The organism is Brevundimonas sp. LPMIX5, from assembly GCF_003576505.1.
Classification (GTDB): domain Bacteria; phylum Pseudomonadota; class Alphaproteobacteria; order Caulobacterales; family Caulobacteraceae; genus Brevundimonas; species Brevundimonas naejangsanensis.
Genome location: NZ_QWTZ01000017.1, coordinates 38,920 through 59,016 on the forward strand (window position 1 = coordinate 38,920; position 20,097 = coordinate 59,016).

Annotated in this window: 16 protein-coding genes; 7 read left to right on the top strand and 9 right to left on the bottom strand. The window is 66.0% G+C overall.

Annotation, left to right across the window (positions count from 1 at the left end):
- Positions 1-34: 34 nt before the first annotated feature.
- The 4 genes from phnE to D1604_RS14420 all read right to left on the bottom strand — a co-directional run bounded on the left by phnE (position 35) and on the right by D1604_RS14420 (position 3,994).
- A complete protein-coding gene (gene phnE / locus D1604_RS14405; protein WP_119413850.1) occupies positions 35-853 on the bottom strand; it encodes a phosphonate ABC transporter, permease protein PhnE in 819 nt (272 codons plus the stop codon).
- Positions 850-1,860: a phosphate/phosphite/phosphonate ABC transporter substrate-binding protein gene (gene phnD / locus D1604_RS14410; protein ID WP_003168683.1), complete on the bottom strand. Its 1,011-nt coding sequence runs from the start codon at positions 1,858-1,860 to the stop codon at positions 850-852. Before phnD ends, phnE begins: the two co-directional genes overlap by 4 nt.
- Positions 1,857-2,651, bottom strand: coding sequence for a phosphonate ABC transporter ATP-binding protein (gene phnC, locus D1604_RS14415; protein ID WP_024355260.1), 795 nt, complete (start codon positions 2,649-2,651; stop codon positions 1,857-1,859). Before phnC ends, phnD begins: the two co-directional genes overlap by 4 nt.
- A gap of 110 nt (positions 2,652-2,761) precedes the next feature.
- The gene (locus tag D1604_RS14420; RefSeq protein WP_119413851.1) at positions 2,762-3,994 is read right to left on the bottom strand and encodes a DUF2254 domain-containing protein; all 1,233 of its coding nucleotides are present in this window, start codon (positions 3,992-3,994) and stop codon (positions 2,762-2,764) included.
- 219 nt (positions 3,995-4,213) lie between these two features.
- Here D1604_RS14420 and D1604_RS14425 point away from each other — a divergent pair, with 219 nt between their 5' ends.
- The 7 genes from D1604_RS14425 (at position 4,214) to D1604_RS14455 (ending at position 12,653) form a co-directional block, all read left to right on the top strand.
- The gene (locus D1604_RS14425; RefSeq protein WP_119413852.1) at positions 4,214-5,476 is read left to right on the top strand and encodes a type III PLP-dependent enzyme; all 1,263 of its coding nucleotides are present in this window, start codon (positions 4,214-4,216) and stop codon (positions 5,474-5,476) included.
- Positions 5,477-5,602: 126 nt separating this feature from the next.
- Positions 5,603-6,655 (top strand): 1,9-bis(guanidino)-5-aza-nonane synthase, encoded by a 1,053-nt coding sequence (locus tag D1604_RS14430; protein WP_024355263.1) that lies wholly within the window; start codon positions 5,603-5,605, stop codon positions 6,653-6,655.
- Between the two features lie 149 nt (positions 6,656-6,804).
- A complete protein-coding gene (locus D1604_RS14435) occupies positions 6,805-7,125 on the top strand; it encodes a ribonuclease (protein WP_119413853.1) in 321 nt (106 codons plus the stop codon).
- Positions 7,126-7,206: 81 nt separating this feature from the next.
- Positions 7,207-7,674, top strand: coding sequence for a hypothetical protein (locus D1604_RS14440; protein ID WP_233552117.1), 468 nt, complete (start codon positions 7,207-7,209; stop codon positions 7,672-7,674).
- A complete protein-coding gene (locus D1604_RS14445) occupies positions 7,674-8,498 on the top strand; it encodes a PA-phosphatase (RefSeq protein ID WP_119413855.1) in 825 nt (274 codons plus the stop codon). The genes D1604_RS14440 and D1604_RS14445 overlap by 1 nt, the downstream gene beginning before the upstream one ends.
- 27 nt (positions 8,499-8,525) lie before the next feature.
- The gene (locus tag D1604_RS14450) at positions 8,526-9,491 is read left to right on the top strand and encodes a right-handed parallel beta-helix repeat-containing protein (protein WP_119413856.1); all 966 of its coding nucleotides are present in this window, start codon (positions 8,526-8,528) and stop codon (positions 9,489-9,491) included.
- 213 nt (positions 9,492-9,704) lie between these two features.
- Complete coding sequence (locus tag D1604_RS14455) at positions 9,705-12,653, top strand: TonB-dependent receptor domain-containing protein (RefSeq protein ID WP_233552118.1); 2,949 nt, start codon at positions 9,705-9,707, stop codon at positions 12,651-12,653.
- Between the two features lie 86 nt (positions 12,654-12,739).
- Here D1604_RS14455 and aguB read toward each other — a convergent pair whose 3' ends face one another.
- The 5 genes from aguB to D1604_RS14480 form a co-directional block, all read right to left on the bottom strand.
- Positions 12,740-13,606: an N-carbamoylputrescine amidase gene (aguB, locus tag D1604_RS14460; RefSeq protein WP_119413858.1), complete on the bottom strand. Its 867-nt coding sequence runs from the start codon at positions 13,604-13,606 to the stop codon at positions 12,740-12,742.
- Entirely contained in the window at positions 13,606-14,607 is a 1,002-nt protein-coding gene (locus tag D1604_RS14465; protein ID WP_119413865.1) for an agmatine deiminase family protein, read from the bottom strand. Before D1604_RS14465 ends, aguB begins: the two co-directional genes overlap by 1 nt.
- Positions 14,608-14,879: 272 nt before the next feature.
- The gene (locus D1604_RS14470; protein ID WP_119413859.1) at positions 14,880-18,170 is read right to left on the bottom strand and encodes a TonB-dependent receptor; all 3,291 of its coding nucleotides are present in this window, start codon (positions 18,168-18,170) and stop codon (positions 14,880-14,882) included.
- 170 nt (positions 18,171-18,340) lie between these two features.
- Positions 18,341-19,504, bottom strand: coding sequence for a capsular biosynthesis protein (locus D1604_RS14475; protein ID WP_233552119.1), 1,164 nt, complete (start codon positions 19,502-19,504; stop codon positions 18,341-18,343).
- A 265-nt stretch (positions 19,505-19,769) separates the two neighbouring features.
- Positions 19,770-20,097, bottom strand: a 328-nt coding sequence (locus D1604_RS14480) for an OmpA family protein (protein ID WP_147399909.1), incomplete at its 5' end; no start/stop codon positions are given.

Here is a 20,097-nt window from a genome sequence, read left to right on the forward strand (position 1 = left end):
AGAATGTGACGGTCCGGCCAGACCTTTGTGACAGTCAGAGCAAACGTCGACGCATGGCCTGCGACAGGAAGTCGATCAGGGTCACAGCGACGATGACCACGATGACCACGGCCGAGACGTCGCGGAAGGCGAAGCCGTTCATGCGGTCGAACAGAACCTGGCCGATGCCGCCCGCGCCGATCAGGCCCAGCACGGTGGCCGAACGGCTGTTCGATTCGAAGCGGTAGAGGGCGAAGGAGGTCCACAAAGGCGCCACCTGGGGGATCACGCCCCAGACGATCTCGTGCAGCTTGGACGCGCCGGTGGCGCGCACGCCCTCGACCGGACCCTTGTCGATCGACTCGACCGCTTCCGAAAACAGCTTGGCCAGCACGCCCGCCGTGTTCAGCGCGATGGCCAGAACGCCCGCCAGCGGGCCCAGGCCCACGGCGACGACGAACAGCAGACCCATCACCAGGTCGGGGATGGAGCGCAGCATGTTCATGATCCAGCGCACCGGCTGAACCACCCAGACCGGGGCGATGTTGCGCGCGGCGGCCAGACCCATGGGCACGCCCAGGAAGATGGCCAGGAAGGTGCCCCACAGGGCGATCTGGATCGTCTCCCACATCTTGCCGACGAACAGGCGCCAGTCGGAGAAATCCGGACGCAGCAGGTCGGCGGCGAAGGTCTGGATATTGGCCGAGTTGGTGATCAGGCGCGACAGATTGCCCAGATCGACCGCGTCGATGCTGATCAGCAGCAGGACGGCCAGACCGCCCCAGATCAGGATGTCCAGCGCCCAGGCCCCGGCCGATTTGGCGGGCGCCTTGGGGATGCCGGAGGCGGCGGCGGTAAGCGAAGCGTCGGTCAAGGCTGGACCTCGCGCAGACGACGCAGACGTTGCAGCTCGGCCTCGGCGCGCGCGGCGCCGGCGGCGTCGCCCTTGGCCTTGGCCTCGGTCAGGGTCTGGTCGGCGATCATCTCGCGCACCGGGTTCAGATAGGATTCGTCGGCCGGGTTGAAGCCCGAATAGTTCAGGTCCTTCAGGATTTTGCGCTGGCGTTCAGCCTCAGCGCCCTCGCCGCGGCCATAGGTCAGGAAGAAGCCGCGGATCTTTTCCTTGATCGCCGGGTCCAGGTCTTCGCGGATGACGATGCCGGCTTCGGGGATCGGGGGCGAGCGCCAGATCTCCTCGATCTGGGCGGCGATCTGCGGATTGGAGCGGCCGATGAAGACGGTGTTGATGGTGTTCGACGTGGCCACCTGCACCAGGCCGTTGGCCACGGCGAAGGAGTTGGCCTGATGGTTGGCCGTGCGCACCGTCTTGAAGCACTCGTTCGGCACGACGTTGTTGGCGTTGAACAGGAAGGTCATGGGGGCCAGGGTGCCCGAGGTCGACAGGGCGTCACCGATGCCGAAGTCGTAACGTTTGCCGCAGGCCAGCACGTCATCCAGCGTGATGCCCGAGCCCTTTTTGACGATCAGGGTCGACTGGTAGGAATCGCGGCCTTCAGGGTCGACGATGCGGGCGACGACTTCGCCCTTGGAGCGTTCGATCGCCTCGATCGCGGTCTTGGCCGGGAACCAGGCGGCCTGAATCTGATTGCCGCGCATGGCCTCGACCAGCACGGTGTAGTTGGACGCGAAATAGGGCTTCACCGGCACGCCGACGGCCTTGGTCATGTCGTCCAGCAGGGGCTGCCACAGCGGGCCGGAGGACGCCTGCCCCTCGGCCGGAAGGATGGCGAAGCTGATCTCGGACGGAGCGCCCTTGGCGGCGCCCGCCTTGTCGCCCTGGCCGCACGCGGCGAGGCTGACGGCCAGGGCCGCGCCGGCGGCCAGGCCCAGCATCCGGCGGGTCAGTTTGGAATGGGTCATGCCTTGGCTTCCCAGAACGCGTCCTCGTATTCGGGACCGTAGATTTCGATCAGACGCTTGGTGTCCAGGCCGGTCGAGGGCCCGTCGTAAACCACCTTGCCCTTCTGCAGGGCGACGACGCGGTCGCAATAGCGGATGGCGTAGTCCACCTGGTGCAGGGTGACGATGACGCCCAGGCCGTCGCGCTTGTTCAGCTCGACCAGCAGCTCCATCACCTTGCGGGCCGACACCGGGTCCAGCGAGGCCACGGGTTCGTCGGCCAGAATGGCCTTGGCGCCCTGAACCAGTGCGCGGGCGATGGCGCCGCGCTGCTGCTGACCGCCGGACAGGGTGTTGGCGCGTTGGGCGGCGTATTCGGACACGCCGACGCGGTGCAGGGCCGCCATGGCCTTGTCCTTGTCCGCGCCCGGCCAGACGCCGAACAGGCCGCGCCACGACGGCAGACGGCCAAGCGCGCCCAGCATGACGTTGGAGAACAGGCTCAGCCGACCCACCAGGTTGAACTGCTGGAAGATCATGCCCAGCCGTCCGCGTGCGCGGCGGACGGCGCCCGTGACGCGGCCGTTCTGCTGAACGACATCGCCGAAAACCGAGATGGTCCCGCCGGGATCGATCGGGTGCAGACCCGTGATCGACCGCAACAGGGTGGACTTGCCCGAACCCGAAGGACCGATCAGGGCGACCATTTCACCGGCGCCGACCTCGACGGACACGCCGTCGAGCGCCTTTCTGGCCCCGTAGGTCTTCGAGACGTCGCGGACAGAGGCGACGGCGGCTGTTGAAGAACTCATGAACCCATGGATGAGGTTGCGACAAAGGGGGCGCCGCATGACGCGAGATGGGCGCAAGGGCAAGTCTTAATGGCATGTCTGCGTCGATTACGTCCAGTGGGTGAGCCTTTTCAGCACGGCGCCTCCGCCTCGAAAGCCGCACGTTCAACCGGATCGTCCAGCCGCCGCAGCGCCGCCTCGCGGCCCCAGCGGGCCGTCTGCGCCGCCGCCTGACCCAGGGCGCCGTCGCGACTGGACAGAACCGCCAGCGTCTTCTGAACCTTCACCGCCACCGAAACATCGGCCGAGCCGTAGCGGATGATGGGCGCATAGAGGTCCTCGACCATGTCGCGGGCCGATACGGCGGCGATGAACAAGCGATCAAGCTGGCCGCTGTCGCCCTCGGCCGCCTGACAGGTCATGGCCCAGTCGTCCAGCAGGCGGGCCCCGGCGCCGATGACCTGAATGGCCGTGCCCGGATCATTGATGCCCGGCGACAGGGCCTTGCCCGCGATCTCGCCCAGAACGATCAGCCCATAGCGCGGGTCCTGATCAAAGGTGCGGTCGGCCTCAAGGGTGAAGGCGTCGCGATAGGTCTTCAGCCGGTCTTCATCAGGCCGATCCCCCGACAGCCGGGCCAGGGGCTGGCCGCGCATCATGAAGGCGCCGGGGCGCACCAGGATCTCGACCTGACGATCGTCCGCCTCGGCCAGCGCCTGCAACAGACGCACGTCGATGTTCTGGATATGCCCGGCCGCCGCGCAGTCCAGTTCAACACCGTCAACGACCCGCCCTTCGCGTCCGCCCAGACGCGGCGAGCGGGCATAGGCCTGCATGGCGGCGGCGGTGCGGACCTCGACCTGGGCGATGGTGTGGCCCAGACGCGCCAGACTGGTCAGGCGGCTGACCCAGGACAGCAGGCGGAAGGCGACCAGAGCCACCACGGCCAGGCTCAGGATGAAAAGGATCGCCCGACCGCCCGGCCCGTAATATTCGGCGTTGATCGCCGTCACCCCGACCACGGAATAGAGGAAGGCGCCGACGAAGGTGGCCAGCGACTTCTGGGTGCTTTCATCCCCCGTCACCAGCGCCGCCGCCCGCGGCGTCGCCGAGGAGGAGACGCTGGTGTAGGCCGTCACCATCGCCCCCAGGGAGAAGGTCGCCACCGCCAGCAGGCTGGACGCCAGAATGGTCAGCACCGCCTCCACCGAGGAGCCGCCCAGACGGTCAGCCAATGCGTCCGGCACATAGTCGGCGCCGAGCGCGGCCAGCAGAGCCGCCAGCACGCCGAAAAGCGCATAGAGGCTGGCGCGCCACCACAGCTGGCGCGACGCCCGTCGAATCAGAAACAGCCAGCGGTTCATGCCCACGCCTCCCGCACCGCCCAACGCACGGGCGCCGTGCGGGTTGCCGCAGCCGGGCGTGCGACGCGACGCCGCCCCGGATCGAGGACCCGCCGCAATTTTTCCGCTTTACATGACAGTCCAATGCCCCCATATCGCGCGTTCCGGCGGACCCCGTAGGTCCTACTTGCGCCGCTAACGCCGGGTCTGGGTTTAACAATCATCAGGGGGTTACGTGAGTTGCACACGTACCAGCTTCCCCTGGACCTGGTCCGTCAGCGGTCCCCGGAGCGTCCGGTCGCACTCGTGCGTCCCCGCTCCGTTGCCGTAGCGGCGCAGTGGTTCCAGGACAATCTGAAAGCCGACGTCTTCTATGCGGTGAAGGCGAACCCTTCGCGCTGGGTCATCGAGACCCTGGTCGAACAGGGCGTCAACGCCTTCGACGTCGCATCTCTGGCCGAGATCGAACTGGTTCGGTCGGTCAGCCCCAACGCACGTCTGGCCTTCATGCACCCGGTCAAGAGCCGCGGCGCCATCCGTGCGGCCTATGCCGACCACGGCGTGCGCACCTTCGTGCTCGACAGCCATGACGAACTGAACAAGATCCTCGAGGCCACCGGCCACGCCGAGGACCTGAACCTGATCGTGCGCATGGGCGTGTCGGCCGACGGCGCCGCCTATTCGCTGTCGGGCAAGTTCGGCGTCACCCCGGATCAGGCCCCCGCCCTGCTGCTGGCCACGCGCCAGGCGGTTCAGGACGGCCTGATGGGCGTGTCGTTCCACGTCGGTTCGCAGTGCATGCGCCCCTCGGCCTATGAGGCGGCGATGACCCAGGTCGGCCGCGCCATCAAGAAGGCGGGCGTTTTCGTCGATATCGTCGATGTCGGCGGCGGCTTCCCTTCGGTCTATCCGGGCATGGTCCCGCCGGACCTGAGCGAATACGCCGACGCCATCCATCGCGGCTTCAACGAGATGCCGGTGTCGGAAACGACCGAGCTGTGGTGCGAGCCCGGCCGGGCGCTGGTGGCGGAATCGTCGTCGGTGCTGTGCCGCGTGGACCTGCGTAAGGGCGACGCCCTTTATCTGAACGACGGGTCGTACGGCTCGCTATTCGACGCCACCCACTCGCGCTGGCCCTTCCCGACCAAACTGGTCCGGGATGGCGACTCCGCGTCGGAGTTGAAGCCCTTCCGCTTCTATGGTCCGACCTGCGACAGCATCGACCACATGCCGGGCCCGTTCTGGCTGCCCGCCGATGTGCAGGAAGGCGACTTCATCGAGATCGGCATGCTGGGCGCCTATGGCGTGGCCATGACGACGGGCTTCAACGGCTATGGCGAGCATGACATCGCCGTGGTCGAGGACGCTCCGATGGGTTCTATGTACGGCCTGGCGCCGCGCTCCATCCCGACCGTGCGCACCACGGCCGAGGAGAACGCCCGCAAGGTCGTCCGCCTGTCGCGTCCCAAGGGCAAGGCGGGCCAGCGCAAGCGCAAGCGCTGATCCATCACATCACGCCTTGAACTGAAAAATGTCTCAAGGCTTTGGTACAAGCAGCGGCCCGTCGCTCCGTCCGGGCCGCTGTTCCTTATTGACGACGGGCGCTCAAATCCGAGGGAAACCGCTGAAATGAACGCTCCCGTTCAGTCGAACAAAAAAGCCGAACTGCTGGCCACCACCGTCGAGCACGTCGACATCACCAGCTTCGACGCCCGCCCGATCATCGATTCCATGCGCAAGATGTCGTTCAGCTCGCGCGACACCGCCCGCGCGGCCGACATCTTCAACATGGCGCTGGAAGACGAGACCTGCTCGCCGTGGCTGATCCTGGCCGGTTCGACCTCGGCCGGCGGCTGCATGCACGTCTATCGCGACATGGTGCAGTTCAACATGATCGACGCCGTGGTCGCCACCGGCGCCTCCATCGTCGACATGGATTTCTTCGAAGCCCTTGGTTACAAGCACTATCAGGCTGCGGGCCCGGTCGACGACAACATCCTGCGCGACAACTACATCGACCGCATCTACGACACCTACATCGACGAAGAAGAGCTGCAGGACTGCGACAACGCGATCTATGAGATCGCCAATCGCCTGGAGCCGCGCGGCTATTCCTCGCGCGAGTTCATCTGGGAAATGGGCAAGTGGCTGTCGGAAGGCAACGCCAAGAAGCCCGGCTCGCTGATCCAGACCGCCTATGAGAAGGGCGTGCCGATCTTCTGCCCGGCCTTCGTCGACTCTTCGGCCGGTTTCGGTCTGGTCAAGCACCAGAAGGAACGCGCCAAGGCCGGCAAGCCGTACATGATGATCGACGCCGTCGCGGACTTCCGCGAACTGACCGACATCAAGATCGCGGCTGGCACCACGGCCCTGTTCATGGTCGGCGGCGGCGTGCCCAAGAACTTCGCCCAGGACACCGTCGTCTGCGCCGAAATCCTCGGTGAAGACGCCGAGATGCACAAATACGCCGTGCAGATCACCGTCGCCGACGTGCGCGACGGCGCCTGCTCGTCCTCGACGCTGCAGGAAGCCGCTTCGTGGGGCAAGGTTTCGACCACCTACGAACAGATGGTCTACGCCGAAGCCACCACCGTCGTGCCGCTGATCGGTTCAGACGCCTATCATCGCGACTCGTGGAAGAAGCGCGAGCCGCGCCAGTGGGCCAAACTGTTCGGCAAGTAAGAAGAGGCCTCCGGTTCGCCGGACGCATCAAGGGCCGGAAGCGCACGCTTCCGGCCTTTTTTCATGCCCGGACTGCATCAGCGGCGCCCGCGCACGGAACCGGGCCGCCCTCCTGTCGATTGTTTCTAGTCCAGCCAAGGGAGAGCTCCATGACCGACCCCAAGACCGAAAACGACGAAAGCCGCGAAGCCGCCGCCATGGGCGAGAAGACCGATCGCGGCCACCTTCGCGACGCCCTCAACAAGGCGCTGGAGGGCACCGATTCGGGCTCTGACACCCGCGCCGGCTCCCTGCGCGGCGGGTCGGCGTCGGGCTCCGAGATCGATCCGGACCAGGACATCATCAACGACGCGCTCGCCCGCGAAGGCCTGGCCGCGCGCGACGCCGCCACCCGCCCCGCCGGCGGACCTGAACAGGCGCGCAAGTCCACCGGCCAGCCCGGCGACGACGTTGACGCCCCTACCGGTTGAACCGCCTTGCTGCCGCCGCACGGATAGGCCACGGTGCATCCAAGTAGCGACATTAAGGATGTAGTGGGAATGAGGCGTTGCGTGGCGATCGGGGTCCTGGCGTTCAGCATCGGGCTGGCGGCGTGCGACAGTCCCGCCGCGTCCCAGGGCGAAGCGGCTGCGGTCCCATCGGTCGAAGCGGGCGCGGATGCGGCTACGGCCGACAGCGCCGCAGAAGCTTCGGCAGCCGTCATCCACGGCGCCCCGACCTTCGCCGCCCTTTATCCCGGCGCCCAGGCTGACGGCGCGCCGATCGCCGCCAATGGGCCGAGCGGGCCCGGCGGACTGATCACCTTCAGCACCGATGCAGACCCGGAAACCGTCGTCGCCTTTTATCGTCATCGGGCGGAGAAGGCCGGGCTGGCCTCGATCATGGCCATGAATCAGGGCGAGGCCCGCGCCTATGGCGCCGCCGCATCCGGCGATCGCGGTGCCAGCCTTCAGGTCGTCGCCTCGCCGGGCGAAGACGGTCTGACCTCAGTACAGTTGTCCTGGAGCGCCGGGGCCTGATGCGCGCGCCGGGCGGCCCGCGCGCCATCACGACGGCGGCCGTCCTGGCCGTCCTGTTGAGCGCCTGCGCCGGAACCCCCGCCGCCCTGCGGCCCGACGCCGCCCGCGCGCCTGTCGTGGCGGGCTATCTGAACGAAACCGTCGTGTCCGCCCTGGCCGACGCCGTCCCCCCGCCGCCTGCGCCCGGCTCGGCCGAAGATCTGGACGACAAGGCCCGTTCCGCCCGCTTCATCGCCCTGGAAGACACTCACCGCTGGCTGCTGGCCACGGCTCATGCCGAATTGCGCCCGCCGCTGGCGCTGCAGCATTTCGACTGCGCCCTGAACGCGCGCCTGGATCCGGCCGCCATTCCGCAACTGACCCGGCTGATGCAGCGGCTGTTTCATGACGCGGACAGCGCCGCCGAGCGGGTCAAGGCCCGCGCCCATCGCCCGCGCCCCGTCGGCGACGATCTTCAGCGCAACGCCTGCCAGAGGCTGACCGAGACGGGCCGACGCAGCGCCTCCTATCCATCCGGCAGTTCGACGGTCGGCGCCGTCTATGGCGAAGCCTTCGCCGCCCTTGATCCGACGCGCGCCGAGGCCGCCCGCCGCATGGGCGACGAACTGGGCCGCAGCCGACTGGTCTGCGCCATGCACTATCCGCGCGACGTGGCCGCCGGCGACGCCCTGGGCCGCGCCGTGTTTCAGGCCGCCGCCGCCCAGCCCGCTTTCCAGGCCGATCTGATCGCCGCCCGTGCGGAATTGGCCGCCGTTCGAGCGACGGGCGCACGCAACCCCGGCTGCGCGGCCGAGGCGCAAGCGCTGGCCACGCCTCTGCCCTGATGGCCGCGCCCTGATGACGGCGGTGCGATGAGCGTTCTGGCGACCTTCCTGCTGCTCTCCGCCGAGGCCTGGTCCCTGCCCGCCGCCCGCCCCTGCGACGCGCAGGACATCGCCGCCCTGACCGCCGACGCCGATACGCCCTATCTGCTGGCCTGCCGCGCGACGCTGACGCCTGACCAGACGATCGTCCGCCCCGTGCGCATCATCGGCGCCGAAGCTTCAGGCGCCCAGTTGGACTGCGGCGGCGGGACGGTCGGCCGCCCGGACGTTCCGGTCGCGGCCTCAGCGCCGACCATCGCCATCTGGTCACGCCGTATCGACGCCGCCTTGTGGAGCCGTCCGACCGATGTCCGCATCCGCAATTGCCGGATCAACGGCGCCGTGCGGGTCTGGGGCATGGGCGCCGATGGAAACTATGACGACCTGCGCGCCTCTTCGCGCACAAAGGATCACACCGACCGCCTTCAGGCGACAGCGCCCAGTCATGTGACGCTGGAACAGGTGACCATCCGCGCCGCCGGGACGATCCCCCTCTATGTCGGACCCGGCGTCACCCGGCTGAGCCTGCTGGGTTCGACCCTGGACGGCGACAGCGTCTCGACCGCCATCTATCTGGACGCCGAAAGCGCCGATAACCGGATCGAGGACAATCTGATCCGCACCCGAACGCAGCGCGAAATGATCGCGATCGACGGTTCGGCCCGCAATCGCATCATCGGCAACCGCTTCGAACTGGGCGGGCGGCCCGGCGTCTTCCTTTATCGCAACTGCGGCGAGCGCGGCGTCATCCGCCACCAGACGCCATCCTACAACACCATCACCGACAACCTCTTCAGCGGCGCAGCCCGACTGCGCCCTCGCCTGGTGGTGGAGAACGCTCGCCAGGGCCGACGTTCATATTGCGGCGACGACAAGGGCTACCCCTGGGGCAGCAGCGCCGATGATCGGGACGGATCCTCGCACAACACCGTTCGTTACAGTTTTGGGAATTGAGCGTATTTTTTGCGCCTCATCCCGAATTTTCTTCATTTGTCAGTATTTTTTTCTGCACTGTGCCATTATTGACGTAATTCCGACTTGCTTGTGGCAGGCCTCGCCGTAATGTCCCCACCGCAGGGCGAACGGCCCTGATGTGCCGCGAGCTGTCGATCGGTCCCTTCGTTCAAGGGCCGACGGCGGCTTGTTTTGTTCAGGAGAGGGTCTCTTTTGAAAAAGAGAATTGTTCGCGAGTCCTTGCTCGCTTCGACCATTATCGGGGGCGCCGCCCTCAGCTTCATGGCCGCCACCCCGGCGTTCGCCCAGTCGGCCGATGAAGATGTTGCAGAAGTCGCTTCCATCGTCGTCACCGGCTCGCGCATCCGCCAGCCCGGCTACGAGGCGTCCAGCCCCATCACGTCGCTGAGCTCTGAAGCGATCGCGATGTCGCAGCCGGTGGCTGTTGAAGAACTGGTCAAGGACCTGCCGGCCGCCGTGCCGGCTGTCGGTTCGGCCACCAACAACGGTTCGGGCGGCGGCGCGACCATCAACCTGCGCGGCCTGGGCACCAACCGTACGCTGGTGCTGATCAACGGCCGCCGCGTGGTGCCGTTCAACCTCGAAGGCGTGGTTGACACCAACACCATCCCGCTGGCGCTGGTCGAGCGTGTCGACACCGTCACCGGCGGCGCCTCGGCCGTGTACGGCGCTGACGCCGTCGCCGGCGTGGTCAACTTCATCCTGAAGAACAACTTCGAAGGCGTCGAGGTCAACTCCTCCTACGGCTTCTCGGGTGAAGACGACGCCGTGCGTCGCAAGTTCGACGTCACCCTGGGCGGCAACTTCGCCGATGACCGCGGTAACGCCGTCGTCAGCTTCGGCTACACCAAGACCGACCCGCTGTACCAGGTGCGTCGTCCGTGGGGCGAGGTCGCTCTTTCCTCGACCACCGGCAACCCGCTGGGCTCGGGCACCTCGGTTCCCGGCCGCTTCGACCTGACCCCGGTTCCGGGCGGCGTCGCCCTGCCGACCGGCGCTGAGCTGGACCCGACCACCGGCGCCCTGATCGGGTCGAACCACCCGAACTACAACTCGGCCGGCTATAACTACAACCCGTACAACCTGTACCAGACGCCGCTGAGCCGTTACCAGATCAACGGTCTGGGCAGCTTCAAGATCAACTCGGCCGCTGAAGTCTACAGCCACCTGACCTACGTCCAGAGCGATGTCTCGCTGGACAACGCGTCGAGCGGCACCTTCGGCAACACCTATAAGGTGCCGATCGGCAACCCGTTCATCCCGGACGCCATGCGCCAGCAATTCTGCGGCGCCCTGCTGATCGATCCGGCCAAGTGCGTCGCCGGCGCCGGCGGCGACACCATGATGGACCTGACCATCAACCGTCGCTTCACCGAAATGGGCACCCGTCCGGTCGACATCGAGAACAAGACGGTCCAGCTGCTGGCTGGCGTCCGTGGCGACATCAACGCCGACTGGAACTACGACGCCTACATCTCGCACGGCGAGACCCAGCAACTGCTGACGCGCCGTAACTGGGGTTCGCTGTCCAAGCTGCGCAACGCCCTGAATACGGTCTCGGCGACCGAGTGCCTGGTTCCGGGCGCGACCACCGCCGTCGCAGGCTGCGTGCCGATCAACGTCTTCGGGCCCGAAGGCACGATCACCCAGGAAATGATCGACTACATCAACCTGTCGTCGATGAGCAAAACCACCATCAAGCAGGACGTGGCCTCGGGCTCGATCTCGGGCCTGCTGCCGGAGCATCTGTCCAGCCCGTGGAGCGAGCGCCAGATCGCTGTCGCCTTCGGCGCCGAATGGCGTCGGTCGGGCGCCTCGACGCGCGGCGACGCGGCTTCGCAGACCAACGGCGAAATCCTGGGCACCGGCGCGCCGGTTCCGGATCGCAACGGTCAGTTCGAAATGCGTGAAGCCTTCGCCGAACTGGCGGTGCCGGTGATCGAGAACCTGCCGTTCATCCACAGCCTGAACCTGGAAGCGGGCTACCGCCAGACCGAGTTCAAGGCCGGCAGCTCCAAGACCAACTACGGCAGCTACAAGATCGGCGGCGACTGGTCGCCGATCGAGGACGTCCGCGTCCGCGCCATGTATCAGCGCGCCACCCGCGCCCCGAACATCGGCGAGTTGTTCAACCCGCAGGTCACCGGCCTGGGCAACATGGCGATCGATCCGTGCCAGTTGAACCTGATCAACTCGGCTGACGCCAATACGGCCGGCACGCTGAGCAACCTGTGCCGTCTGACCGGCGTGCCGCTGGGCAATATCGGCTATGTGGCTGCGCCGAACTCAGGCCAGGTCAACCAGCAGACCGGCGGCAACCCGAACCTGGGTCCGGAAGAAGCCGACACCTGGACCATCGGCGCCGTCTGGCAACCGGCCTTCGTGCCGAGCCTGCGTCTGAGCCTGGACTACTACGACATCAAGATCGACAAGACGATCAACAGCCCCAGCCTGGCTGATGTCATGAACGGCTGCTACGACAAGGCTCTGAACCCGAACCTGACGTTCAACGACAGCTGTAAGGCCATCCAGCGCAGCGCCCTGAACGGCTCTCTGAACGGCGTGGACGCCAAGGGCGTGATCCGTCCTTCGACCAACGCCGGCAACGAGCGCGTCTCGGGCTTCGACATCGCGGCCAACTACCGCGTCGAACTGTCTGACTTCGGCTGGGGCGACATCGGCCGCCTCGACCTGAGCGTCAACGGCAGCATCCTCACCAAGCACGAAACCCAGGCCACCCCGGCCTCCGTGCTGCGTGACTGCGTCGGCTACTACTCGGTGTCGTGCGGCGAGCCCAAGGTCAAGCAACGCTGGAACAGCCGCGCAACCTGGACGCTGGGCGACTACTCGGCCTCGCTGAACTGGCGTCACCTGTCCGGCGTTGAAGTCGAGCCGAGCGCCACCAAGTGGTTCCCGGACTACGCCCAGATCGACAGCTACGACTACTTCGACCTGAGCGGCCGCTGGGACATCACCCAGACGGTGCGTCTGACGGCGACGATCAACAACCTGTTCGACAAGAACCCGCCGATCGTCGGCTCGCAGATCGGCACCACGGCTGCGAACAACGGGAACACCTTCCCGCAGACCTACGATGCGATCGGTCGCTACTTCACCTTCGGCGCCACGCTGAAGTTCTGATAGCGTTCAACGCATGAAATGAGAGAGGCGGAAGACCCCGGTCTTCCGCCTCTTTTCTTTTGGGATCGGATTTTACGAAGGCCGGATCAGGCCGGGCGTCCCGTGGCCAGTGCGCCGTAAAGATCCGTCCTGCGATCGCGGAAGAAACCCCAGGCTGCGCGGTGGCGATCCAGGAAATCCAGATCGAAGGTGTGGACCAGCACGCCCTCCTCCCGATCCAGGCTCTCGACCAGATCGCCGCGATGATCGGCGATGAAGGAGTGGCCGTAGTAGGTCTGGCCTGCGCCCGTCACCTGCTCATGGCCGATGCGGTTGGCGCCGACGACCGGCACGACATTGGAGACGGCATGGCCCTGCATCGCCCGCCGCCACGGAGCGGCCGTGTCCAGCGTATCGTCATGCGGCTCGGTGCCGATGGCGGTCGGATACAGCAGCACCTCGGCGCCCTGCAGCATCATGGCGCGGGCCGTTTCCGGGTACCACTGGTCCCAGCAGATGCCGACGCCGATGCGACCGAAGCGCGTGTCCCAGACCTTGAAGCCGGTGTCGCCGGGGCGGAAGTAGTACTTCTCCTGATAGCCGGGGCCGTCGGGGATGTGGCTCTTGCGATAGACGCCCATCAACTCGCCGTCGGCGTCGATCATCACCAGGCTGTTGAAGTAGTGCGGCCCCTCGCGCTCGAAAATGGAGACGGGCAGGACGACGCCCAGTTCCCTGGCCACGGGCTGGAGCTGGGTGACGGCCGGGTGCTCGCGCCACGGATATGCGGCGCCGAACCACTTCTCCTCCTGCGAGACGCAGAAGTACGGCCCCTGGAACAGCTCCGGCGCCAGGATGACCTGCGCGCCCTTGGCTGCGGCGTCGCGGATGAAGCCGATGGTCTTGTCGATGTTCGCCTGCATGTCCTCGCCGTACGAGGTCTGGATGGCGGCGAGAGTGATTTGACGGGTCATCACGCGGGCTCCTGCTGGCTGATGCAATGGAAGGAACCGCCGCCCGACAGGGTGGCGATCGACGGCAGGGGGATGATCTCGCGATCGGTGAAGACAGTGGCCAGGGCCTCACAGGCCAGGCGGGCGGCCATGTCGTTGCCATAGGTCGGCACGATGACGGCGCCGTCCGCGATCAGGAAGTTCATATGGCTGGCCGGAATCGGGCGTTCGTCCTCGTCCAGGATCAGGCCCGGCGACGGGATGCGCAGCACCCGGATCGGGCGGCCTGCGGCGTCGGTCATGGCCGAGAGCGTCTCGGCGGCTTCGTCATAGACTTCGGCGTTGGGGTCCTTGGGGCCGAAACCGATCGGGCAAGCGACGACGCCGGGCGCGACGAAGCGGGCCAGGTTGTCGACGTGGCCGTCGGTATGGTCGTTCAGCAGGCCGTCGCCCAGCCACAGCACCTTCCTGGCGCCCAGGGCATCGGCGAAGGCGGCTTCGGCCGTTTCTTCGGTCCAGCCGGTGTTGCGGTTGCGGTTCAGCACGCACTGGCGCGTGGTCAGCACCGTGCCCTCGCCGTCATGATCCACGGCGCCGCCTTCCAGAATGAAGTCATGGCGGGTCAGGGCGACGCCCGTCTGTTGGCCGATCTGGTCGGCGACCTCATCATCGTGCGGCAGGTCGTACTTGCCGCCCCAGCCGTTGAAGACGAAGGCCTGGGCCGACGCCGATCCGGCGCCGAAGATCGGCCCCGTGTCGCGCAGCCAGATGTCGCCGAAACGCCCGGCCACGACGGTAACGCCGGCCACGCCAACGAAGCGCGCCTGAGCGTCGGCCAGGGCCTCGTCATTGCCGACCATCAGCTTGACCTGTTCGCGGCCCGGCCCGGCCAGGGCGCGCACCAGGGCCTCGACCTCGGCCTGCGCCGGTTCGAGATTGTCCTCCCACAGATCGGCATGGCTGGGCCAGCCGACCCACATCGCGCGATGCGGCGTCCACTCAGCGGGGATAGGCAAGGTCATGGGCGAAGTCATGGGCCGAAAACGTCCACATAAAAGGGATGAAGCACGAAGGGGGCGAGATAGGCCCTGAAAGCCCTGGGTTCAATGGCGACGGGCCTCGCCGGGTCAACCGCTTCACAACGTACATGGCCTGCTCAACTCGCCTCAAGCAGCGCGACCGCGCGGTAGGCGACCTAGAATGGCCTCAAGTAGCGCGAACGCGCGATAGGCCACCAAAAAGAAAGGGCGGCCCGTCGCCGGACCGCCCTCCCCTAGTCTTCGTTCAGCGTCGCTTAGAAGCGATAGCGGACGCCGACCTTCACCTGCCACACCGACTCGGTGCCGAAGGTGCTCGGGCTGCGAGTCGAGAAGCCCGTGTAGTTGTACTTGCCGTCGACGATCGAGGCCGCGACGTTGTTCGAGGTGTAGGGGAAGCCGATCTGTTGGATCGTGCCCCACTCGTCGTTGATCAGGTTGCCGAGGTTCTTGACGTCGACATAGCCTTCCAGCTTCGCGCCGCCCGGGAAGAAGGCGGGCAGTTCCTGCGAGATGTGCAGGTCGACCGTCGTCACATAAGGCGACTTGAAGGCGTTACGCGGCGAGATTTCGCCAGCGTATTTGATCAGACCCGTCGAGTGCAGGAAGTCGTTGAAGGCGCCGACGTTGAAGTTCGGGCCATAGGTGACCAGCGGATCGCTGGTCGCCGTGACGTTCCCGGCCGAGTCGGCCGCCGGCACGTACAGCAGCTGACGCTGGGTCGTGACGTGTTCGCCGTACAGGTTCGCCGGGCTGGTGCCGAAGGTATAGCTGTAGGGCAGGCCCGAACGACGCTGGGCGTACAGGTTGAAGCGCGTGCGGTAGTCGCCGAAGAAGGCGCGCGAGTAGGTCAGGTTCAGCTTCAGCGCATGCTCGATCTCATAGTTCGAGTCCGCCAGGGTCGGGTCGTTAGGATCCGACAGGGCGATGTTGCCGAAGTTCGAGCTAGCCGTCGACGAGGTCGCCGGCGAACGGTCCGTGCTGTCCAGATAGGTGTAGGACAGGTTGAAGCCCGCGCCGTCCAGCCAGCCGTCGTACCAGGCCTTATCCAGACCGATAGCGAACTGGTCGGTCTTGCCGCCATTCAGGTTGGTCAGCATCAGCACCTGCTGACCGCGACGGACCGGGTTCGGCCCAAAGATCGGGCGACCGTCAGGCGCCGTGCCGTTCTGGGTCTGAGCCATGCTGAGGTCGACCCAGCCGATGGCGTTTTCCAGTTCCGAATGGACGTACTCGGCCGTCACGCTCCAGCCCGAGCCCATGTTGAAGCGGCTCAGATCGAAGATCTTATTGACGCCCAGCGAGGTCTTCCAGATCGACGGCGTCTTGAACGCCGGGCTGATCAGGTTGATGTTGCCGGTGCCGAGTTCAGCGCTCTCGGTGACCTTGTCCTTGAGCTGCTGGTTCGGATTCAGGCCATCGACGTTGGTCAGATACGAGCCGTCCGGGCAGACGCCGAAGCCGCCGGCGAACTGCGACTGGTAGTCAGCGGCCGACTTGCACTGGAACGAGCCCGTCAGGTTGCCGGGGTTCGAGTAGGAGTTCGAAATCCAGACGTTGGGCGAACCGCCCTGGAAGCGACCGAAACCGCCGTAGACGGTCAGGCTGGGATCCGGGCGCCAGTTGAAGCCGAAGCGCGGCTGCAGGATGCTGATGCCGTCCAGGTTGGTGTCGTTGCCGAAGCCGAAGCGGTCATAGAAAGCCTGGTTGTACTTCGGTTTGTCGTCCGAGGTGTACCAGTCGTAGCGCAGGCCGGCCGTCAGGGTCAGGTTGGGGCTGACCGACCATTCGTCCTGCAGGAACAAGGTGTTCAGCGCGTAGCTGAAGCTGGCGCCGCCGTCGTTCTTGTTGTTGCTGGCGGCGTTGGTGTAGCCGACCGAGGACGCCCTGCGGGCTTCGAAATCGGCCAGAGACGCGAACTCGTATTCAGCGTTGGCGACCTGGACAAACAGGTTGAAGATGTCCTGTTCTTCGCGCTCATAGCCGCCGGTGAAGCGGTGACCGAAGCCGGCTTCCCAGTTGCCGACCAGGCGATACTGCATCGTGTCGACCGTCAGCATGTTCGCGTGACGCGAACGCTCGGGACCGAAGCGGATCGAACGACGCACGCCGGTGTTCGGACCGGTCGGATCATCCAGATAGACCTGCATGGCGGCGAAGTCGTTGCCGCCCAGGCCGGTCGACAGACCTTCGGTTTCCTTGCGGCTGACCGAGAACTCGGTCGAGAAGGTGTCGGTCCAGTCGGAGAACAGCTGGGCCTTGTAGGCCGTCAGGTTCTGGTCGATCTGATAGGCCGACGACAGCAGACCGACGCTGACGTAGTTGCCGCTGGTGACCGTGTTGTTCAGGCGCAGATCGCTGCCCTTGGTCTGCTGGTACGAGAAGACCGCGCGGTGCTGGTCGTTGATGTTCCAGTCCAGCTTGGCGAAGTATTTCTCGTCCTGAACGGTCAGGGCGTCGGCCGACCAGTCCAGCGGGTCGTAGCCGTAGATGCGCTTGGCGATGTCACGGACCTGGTCGACCTGGGCCTGGGTGATGCCCGGCACCTGGTTGACGGCGCCCGAGCCTTCCGGACCGGACAGGACCGGTTGGGTCGACTCATATTTTTCGTAGTTCAGCAGGAAGAACAGGCGGTCCTTGATGATCGGGCCGCTGAGGGTCGCGCCCCAGGTCTTCTCTTCGAACTCGCCGGTCAGCGAGCGGTTCTGACGCTCGCCCGAGACGAAGTCCTTATAGCTGAAGCTGTCGCCGCGCAGGCTGTCGTTGGTGACTTCCCAGAAGGCTTCGCCGTGGAACTCATTGCCCCCCGACTTGGTGACCGAGTTGATCACGCCGCCGGTGAAGCTGCCGTACTGAACGCCGTAGGGGGCGACATCGACGCTGACCGCCTGCAGCACCGAACGCGAGATCGGCGAGCGCAGGGTCGGATAGCCGTTGCCGTTCAGGCCGAAGTCATCGCCCTGCTTGATCCCGTCGATCAGCATGGCGTTGTAGCGGGTGTTCTGGCCGCCGATCGACAGGGCGTCGTTGTTCGTCGGGTCCACCGTGGCGAACGGGGTCGTGCGCACGATGTCCTTGATGTCGCGGCTGATGGACGGCAGCGTCTCGATGTCTTCCAGGTTCAGGCGAGCCGTCGGCGAGGTGCGCACAGCACGCACGCCGCGCACGACCACTTCAGCCACTTCGGTCGCGCCCGCGTCGGCCGCCATGGCCGAGACGGTGACGTCGAACACGGTCGGGGCGCCGATGCCGACGCTGCCCAGTTGAGCCGTCTCGGTCTGGCCGTCCACCATCACCGTCACCGAGTATGGGCCGCCGACGCGCAGGTTGCGGGCGGTGTACAGGCCGTCTTCATTGGTGACCGTCGTGGTGCTGGTGCCCGACGGAATGTGGGTGACGACGACGGCCGTATTGGCCACCGGCGCGCCGGCCGCGTCCGTGATCACGCCCCGGATGCCGCCCGTGGTTTCCTGGGCGAAGGCGGCGCTGGAGGTCGCCAACAGGATAGCTGCGGCGGAAACCCCATAGGCGAGGTTGCGGTTCAACATGGGTGCTGTGATCCTTTTCGACGCATTTGCCAGAACGACAATCAGCGCGGTCATTGATGAGGCGGCTTTAGGCCCCCCATCGGACGCTCGGACGACAACTGGATGACAGAACGATGACAGCGCCCAAGGGTGACCTGAGAGCCACACCGTACAGAGGGCGGTTCGGCGACCTAGGCTAGGCGTGTGGCCAGGGCGTCCGCCACGCGTTCGGCGGTCGCGTCCAGCGCACGGGGCTCATGATAGTTGCCGTTGATCTGGGTCCGACTGATCACATAGGCGCGGAAGGCCGTGAACAGGCTGCGGTCCGCGGGCGTCGGCGCGCCCCAGAATGCATCCAGGGACTTCTGGTCGGTGAGCCCCTCGAAATCAAAAAAGGCCTGCCCCAACACCTTGACGGGCGTGCCGAAACCAAGCGCCGACAGGGCCGCGCTAGAGTTATTGACCACCATGCCGCGCGAAGCCCGGCACAGCTGAGCCAGATTGCCCCCGTCGATGAAGTCGACACGGCCAGTCAGGCCATGCCTGGCCGCAAGGCGCCGCGTCTCACGGCCCAGGTTGATCACGCCGGGATCCAGCGGATGGTTTTTGACAAGCAGCCGCATCGACGCAGGCGCCGAGCGGGCGAAGCTGGCCATCACCCGATCCAAGAAGGACAGATTGTCGTGAATCTCGGAGTAGCGCAGCAATTGGGCGTCGCCGTCCCGCTGCAGACAGGCGATAAAGAAATCGCCCTTGGCCTGAAGGCGCCCCACGTCCTTGGCCTGGGCGCCTGACACGGCGAGAGCCAGATATCGCCGCACATGGCCCACGCACTGCCTCCACGGCGAAGCGGTGTAATAGTGGCGATAGTGCGGGAACATCAAACGGCCAAAGGGCTGGATCGCATGATAAAAGCTGATGTTGAGCACGTGATGCGGCAGAATCTTGCCGACAGGCCTTGAAATCGGCAGTTCCGGCGGCGGCGGCGGATAGCCTGCGCCCGAACGCGGCAAGCCGCTCGAGGCATTGACGCCGTTCCGCTCCAGAGTGATCCAGTCCGGCCGAAAATAGCCGTTTTCCAGCACCCAGACACGGGCTGGAAGCTGCTTCGCCTGGGTCAAGACGCCCTGGTTATAGGGGCCGCCCTCTCCGAAAAGGATGATGTCGGTGAACTCTTCAGCCAGACGCGCGACGTCCTGCGGCCACTGCGTGGCGGGACGGCGATAGACGAGGCCGCCGGCCCTCCCCCAGTTCGAAATGTCTCCGGCGTTGAACAGCATGCGGCGCACTTCGCCGCCCCGGCTCTCGATGGCGCGCGCCAGCCTGCGCCCGAACCGCCCGAAGGGCGCGGACACGACAAGAAACCGCCGTCCAGTCAGGTCGACAGGAGCCTGTAGGCCGACGACCGGCTGGTCTGGATCGAAGGGCGCGAGCAAACGCTGATATCTCTCTTGCGGCAGAGCCTTATTAAACTTCAGACCGGCGCGGACAAGCCAATAAGGCCGCGCGCCGTCTGAAGCCTAAACACAACCGCCGAACTCAGAAACCTGAGCTCGGCGGAAGGTTCTTATCGCCGCTTCTACGGTCGCGGGGGCCGGGATGAACCGGCCCCCTTGAGCCTTAGAAGTTGATGTCGACGGTGGCGCGACGGTTCAGCGGCTCACGCACGCCGTCGCCGGTGGCCTTGGCCGGCTGGGTCTCGCCCTTGCCGTCCAGCGAGATCACGCCGCCGTTGACGCCTTGAGCGACCAGGGCGTCAGCCACAGTGCGCGCACGGCGGTTGGACAGGCCCATGTTGTAGGCCGCGTTGCCCGAGGTGTCGGTGTGGCCGACCACCAGCACGCGCGTCGGAGCGCCCGACTTGGCGTAGTTGGCGGCTTGCGTCACCACCGAGCGGGCTTCCGCCGTCAGGTCCGAACGGTCGAAGTCGAAGTAGACCACGAACTGG

Bases quoted from the DNA above. Each gene is read 5' to 3' on its own strand.
- phnD (WP_003168683.1), bottom strand. From the start codon at position 1,860: ATGACCCATTCCAAACTGACCCGCCGGATGCTGGGCCTGGCCGCCGGC.
- phnC (WP_024355260.1), bottom strand. From the start codon at position 2,651: ATGAGTTCTTCAACAGCCGCCGTCGCCTCTGTCCGCGACGTCTCGAAG.
- D1604_RS14420 (WP_119413851.1), bottom strand. From the start codon at position 3,994: ATGAACCGCTGGCTGTTTCTGATTCGACGGGCGTCGCGCCAGCTGTGG.
- D1604_RS14430 (WP_024355263.1), top strand. From the start codon at position 5,603: ATGAACGCTCCCGTTCAGTCGAACAAAAAAGCCGAACTGCTGGCCACC.
- D1604_RS14435 (WP_119413853.1), top strand. From the start codon at position 6,805: ATGACCGACCCCAAGACCGAAAACGACGAAAGCCGCGAAGCCGCCGCC.
- D1604_RS14445 (WP_119413855.1), top strand. From the start codon at position 7,674: ATGCGCGCGCCGGGCGGCCCGCGCGCCATCACGACGGCGGCCGTCCTG.
- D1604_RS14450 (WP_119413856.1), top strand. From the start codon at position 8,526: ATGAGCGTTCTGGCGACCTTCCTGCTGCTCTCCGCCGAGGCCTGGTCC.
- aguB (WP_119413858.1), bottom strand. From the start codon at position 13,606: ATGACCCGTCAAATCACTCTCGCCGCCATCCAGACCTCGTACGGCGAG.
- D1604_RS14465 (WP_119413865.1), bottom strand. From the start codon at position 14,607: ATGACCTTGCCTATCCCCGCTGAGTGGACGCCGCATCGCGCGATGTGG.
- D1604_RS14470 (WP_119413859.1), bottom strand. From the start codon at position 18,170: ATGTTGAACCGCAACCTCGCCTATGGGGTTTCCGCCGCAGCTATCCTG.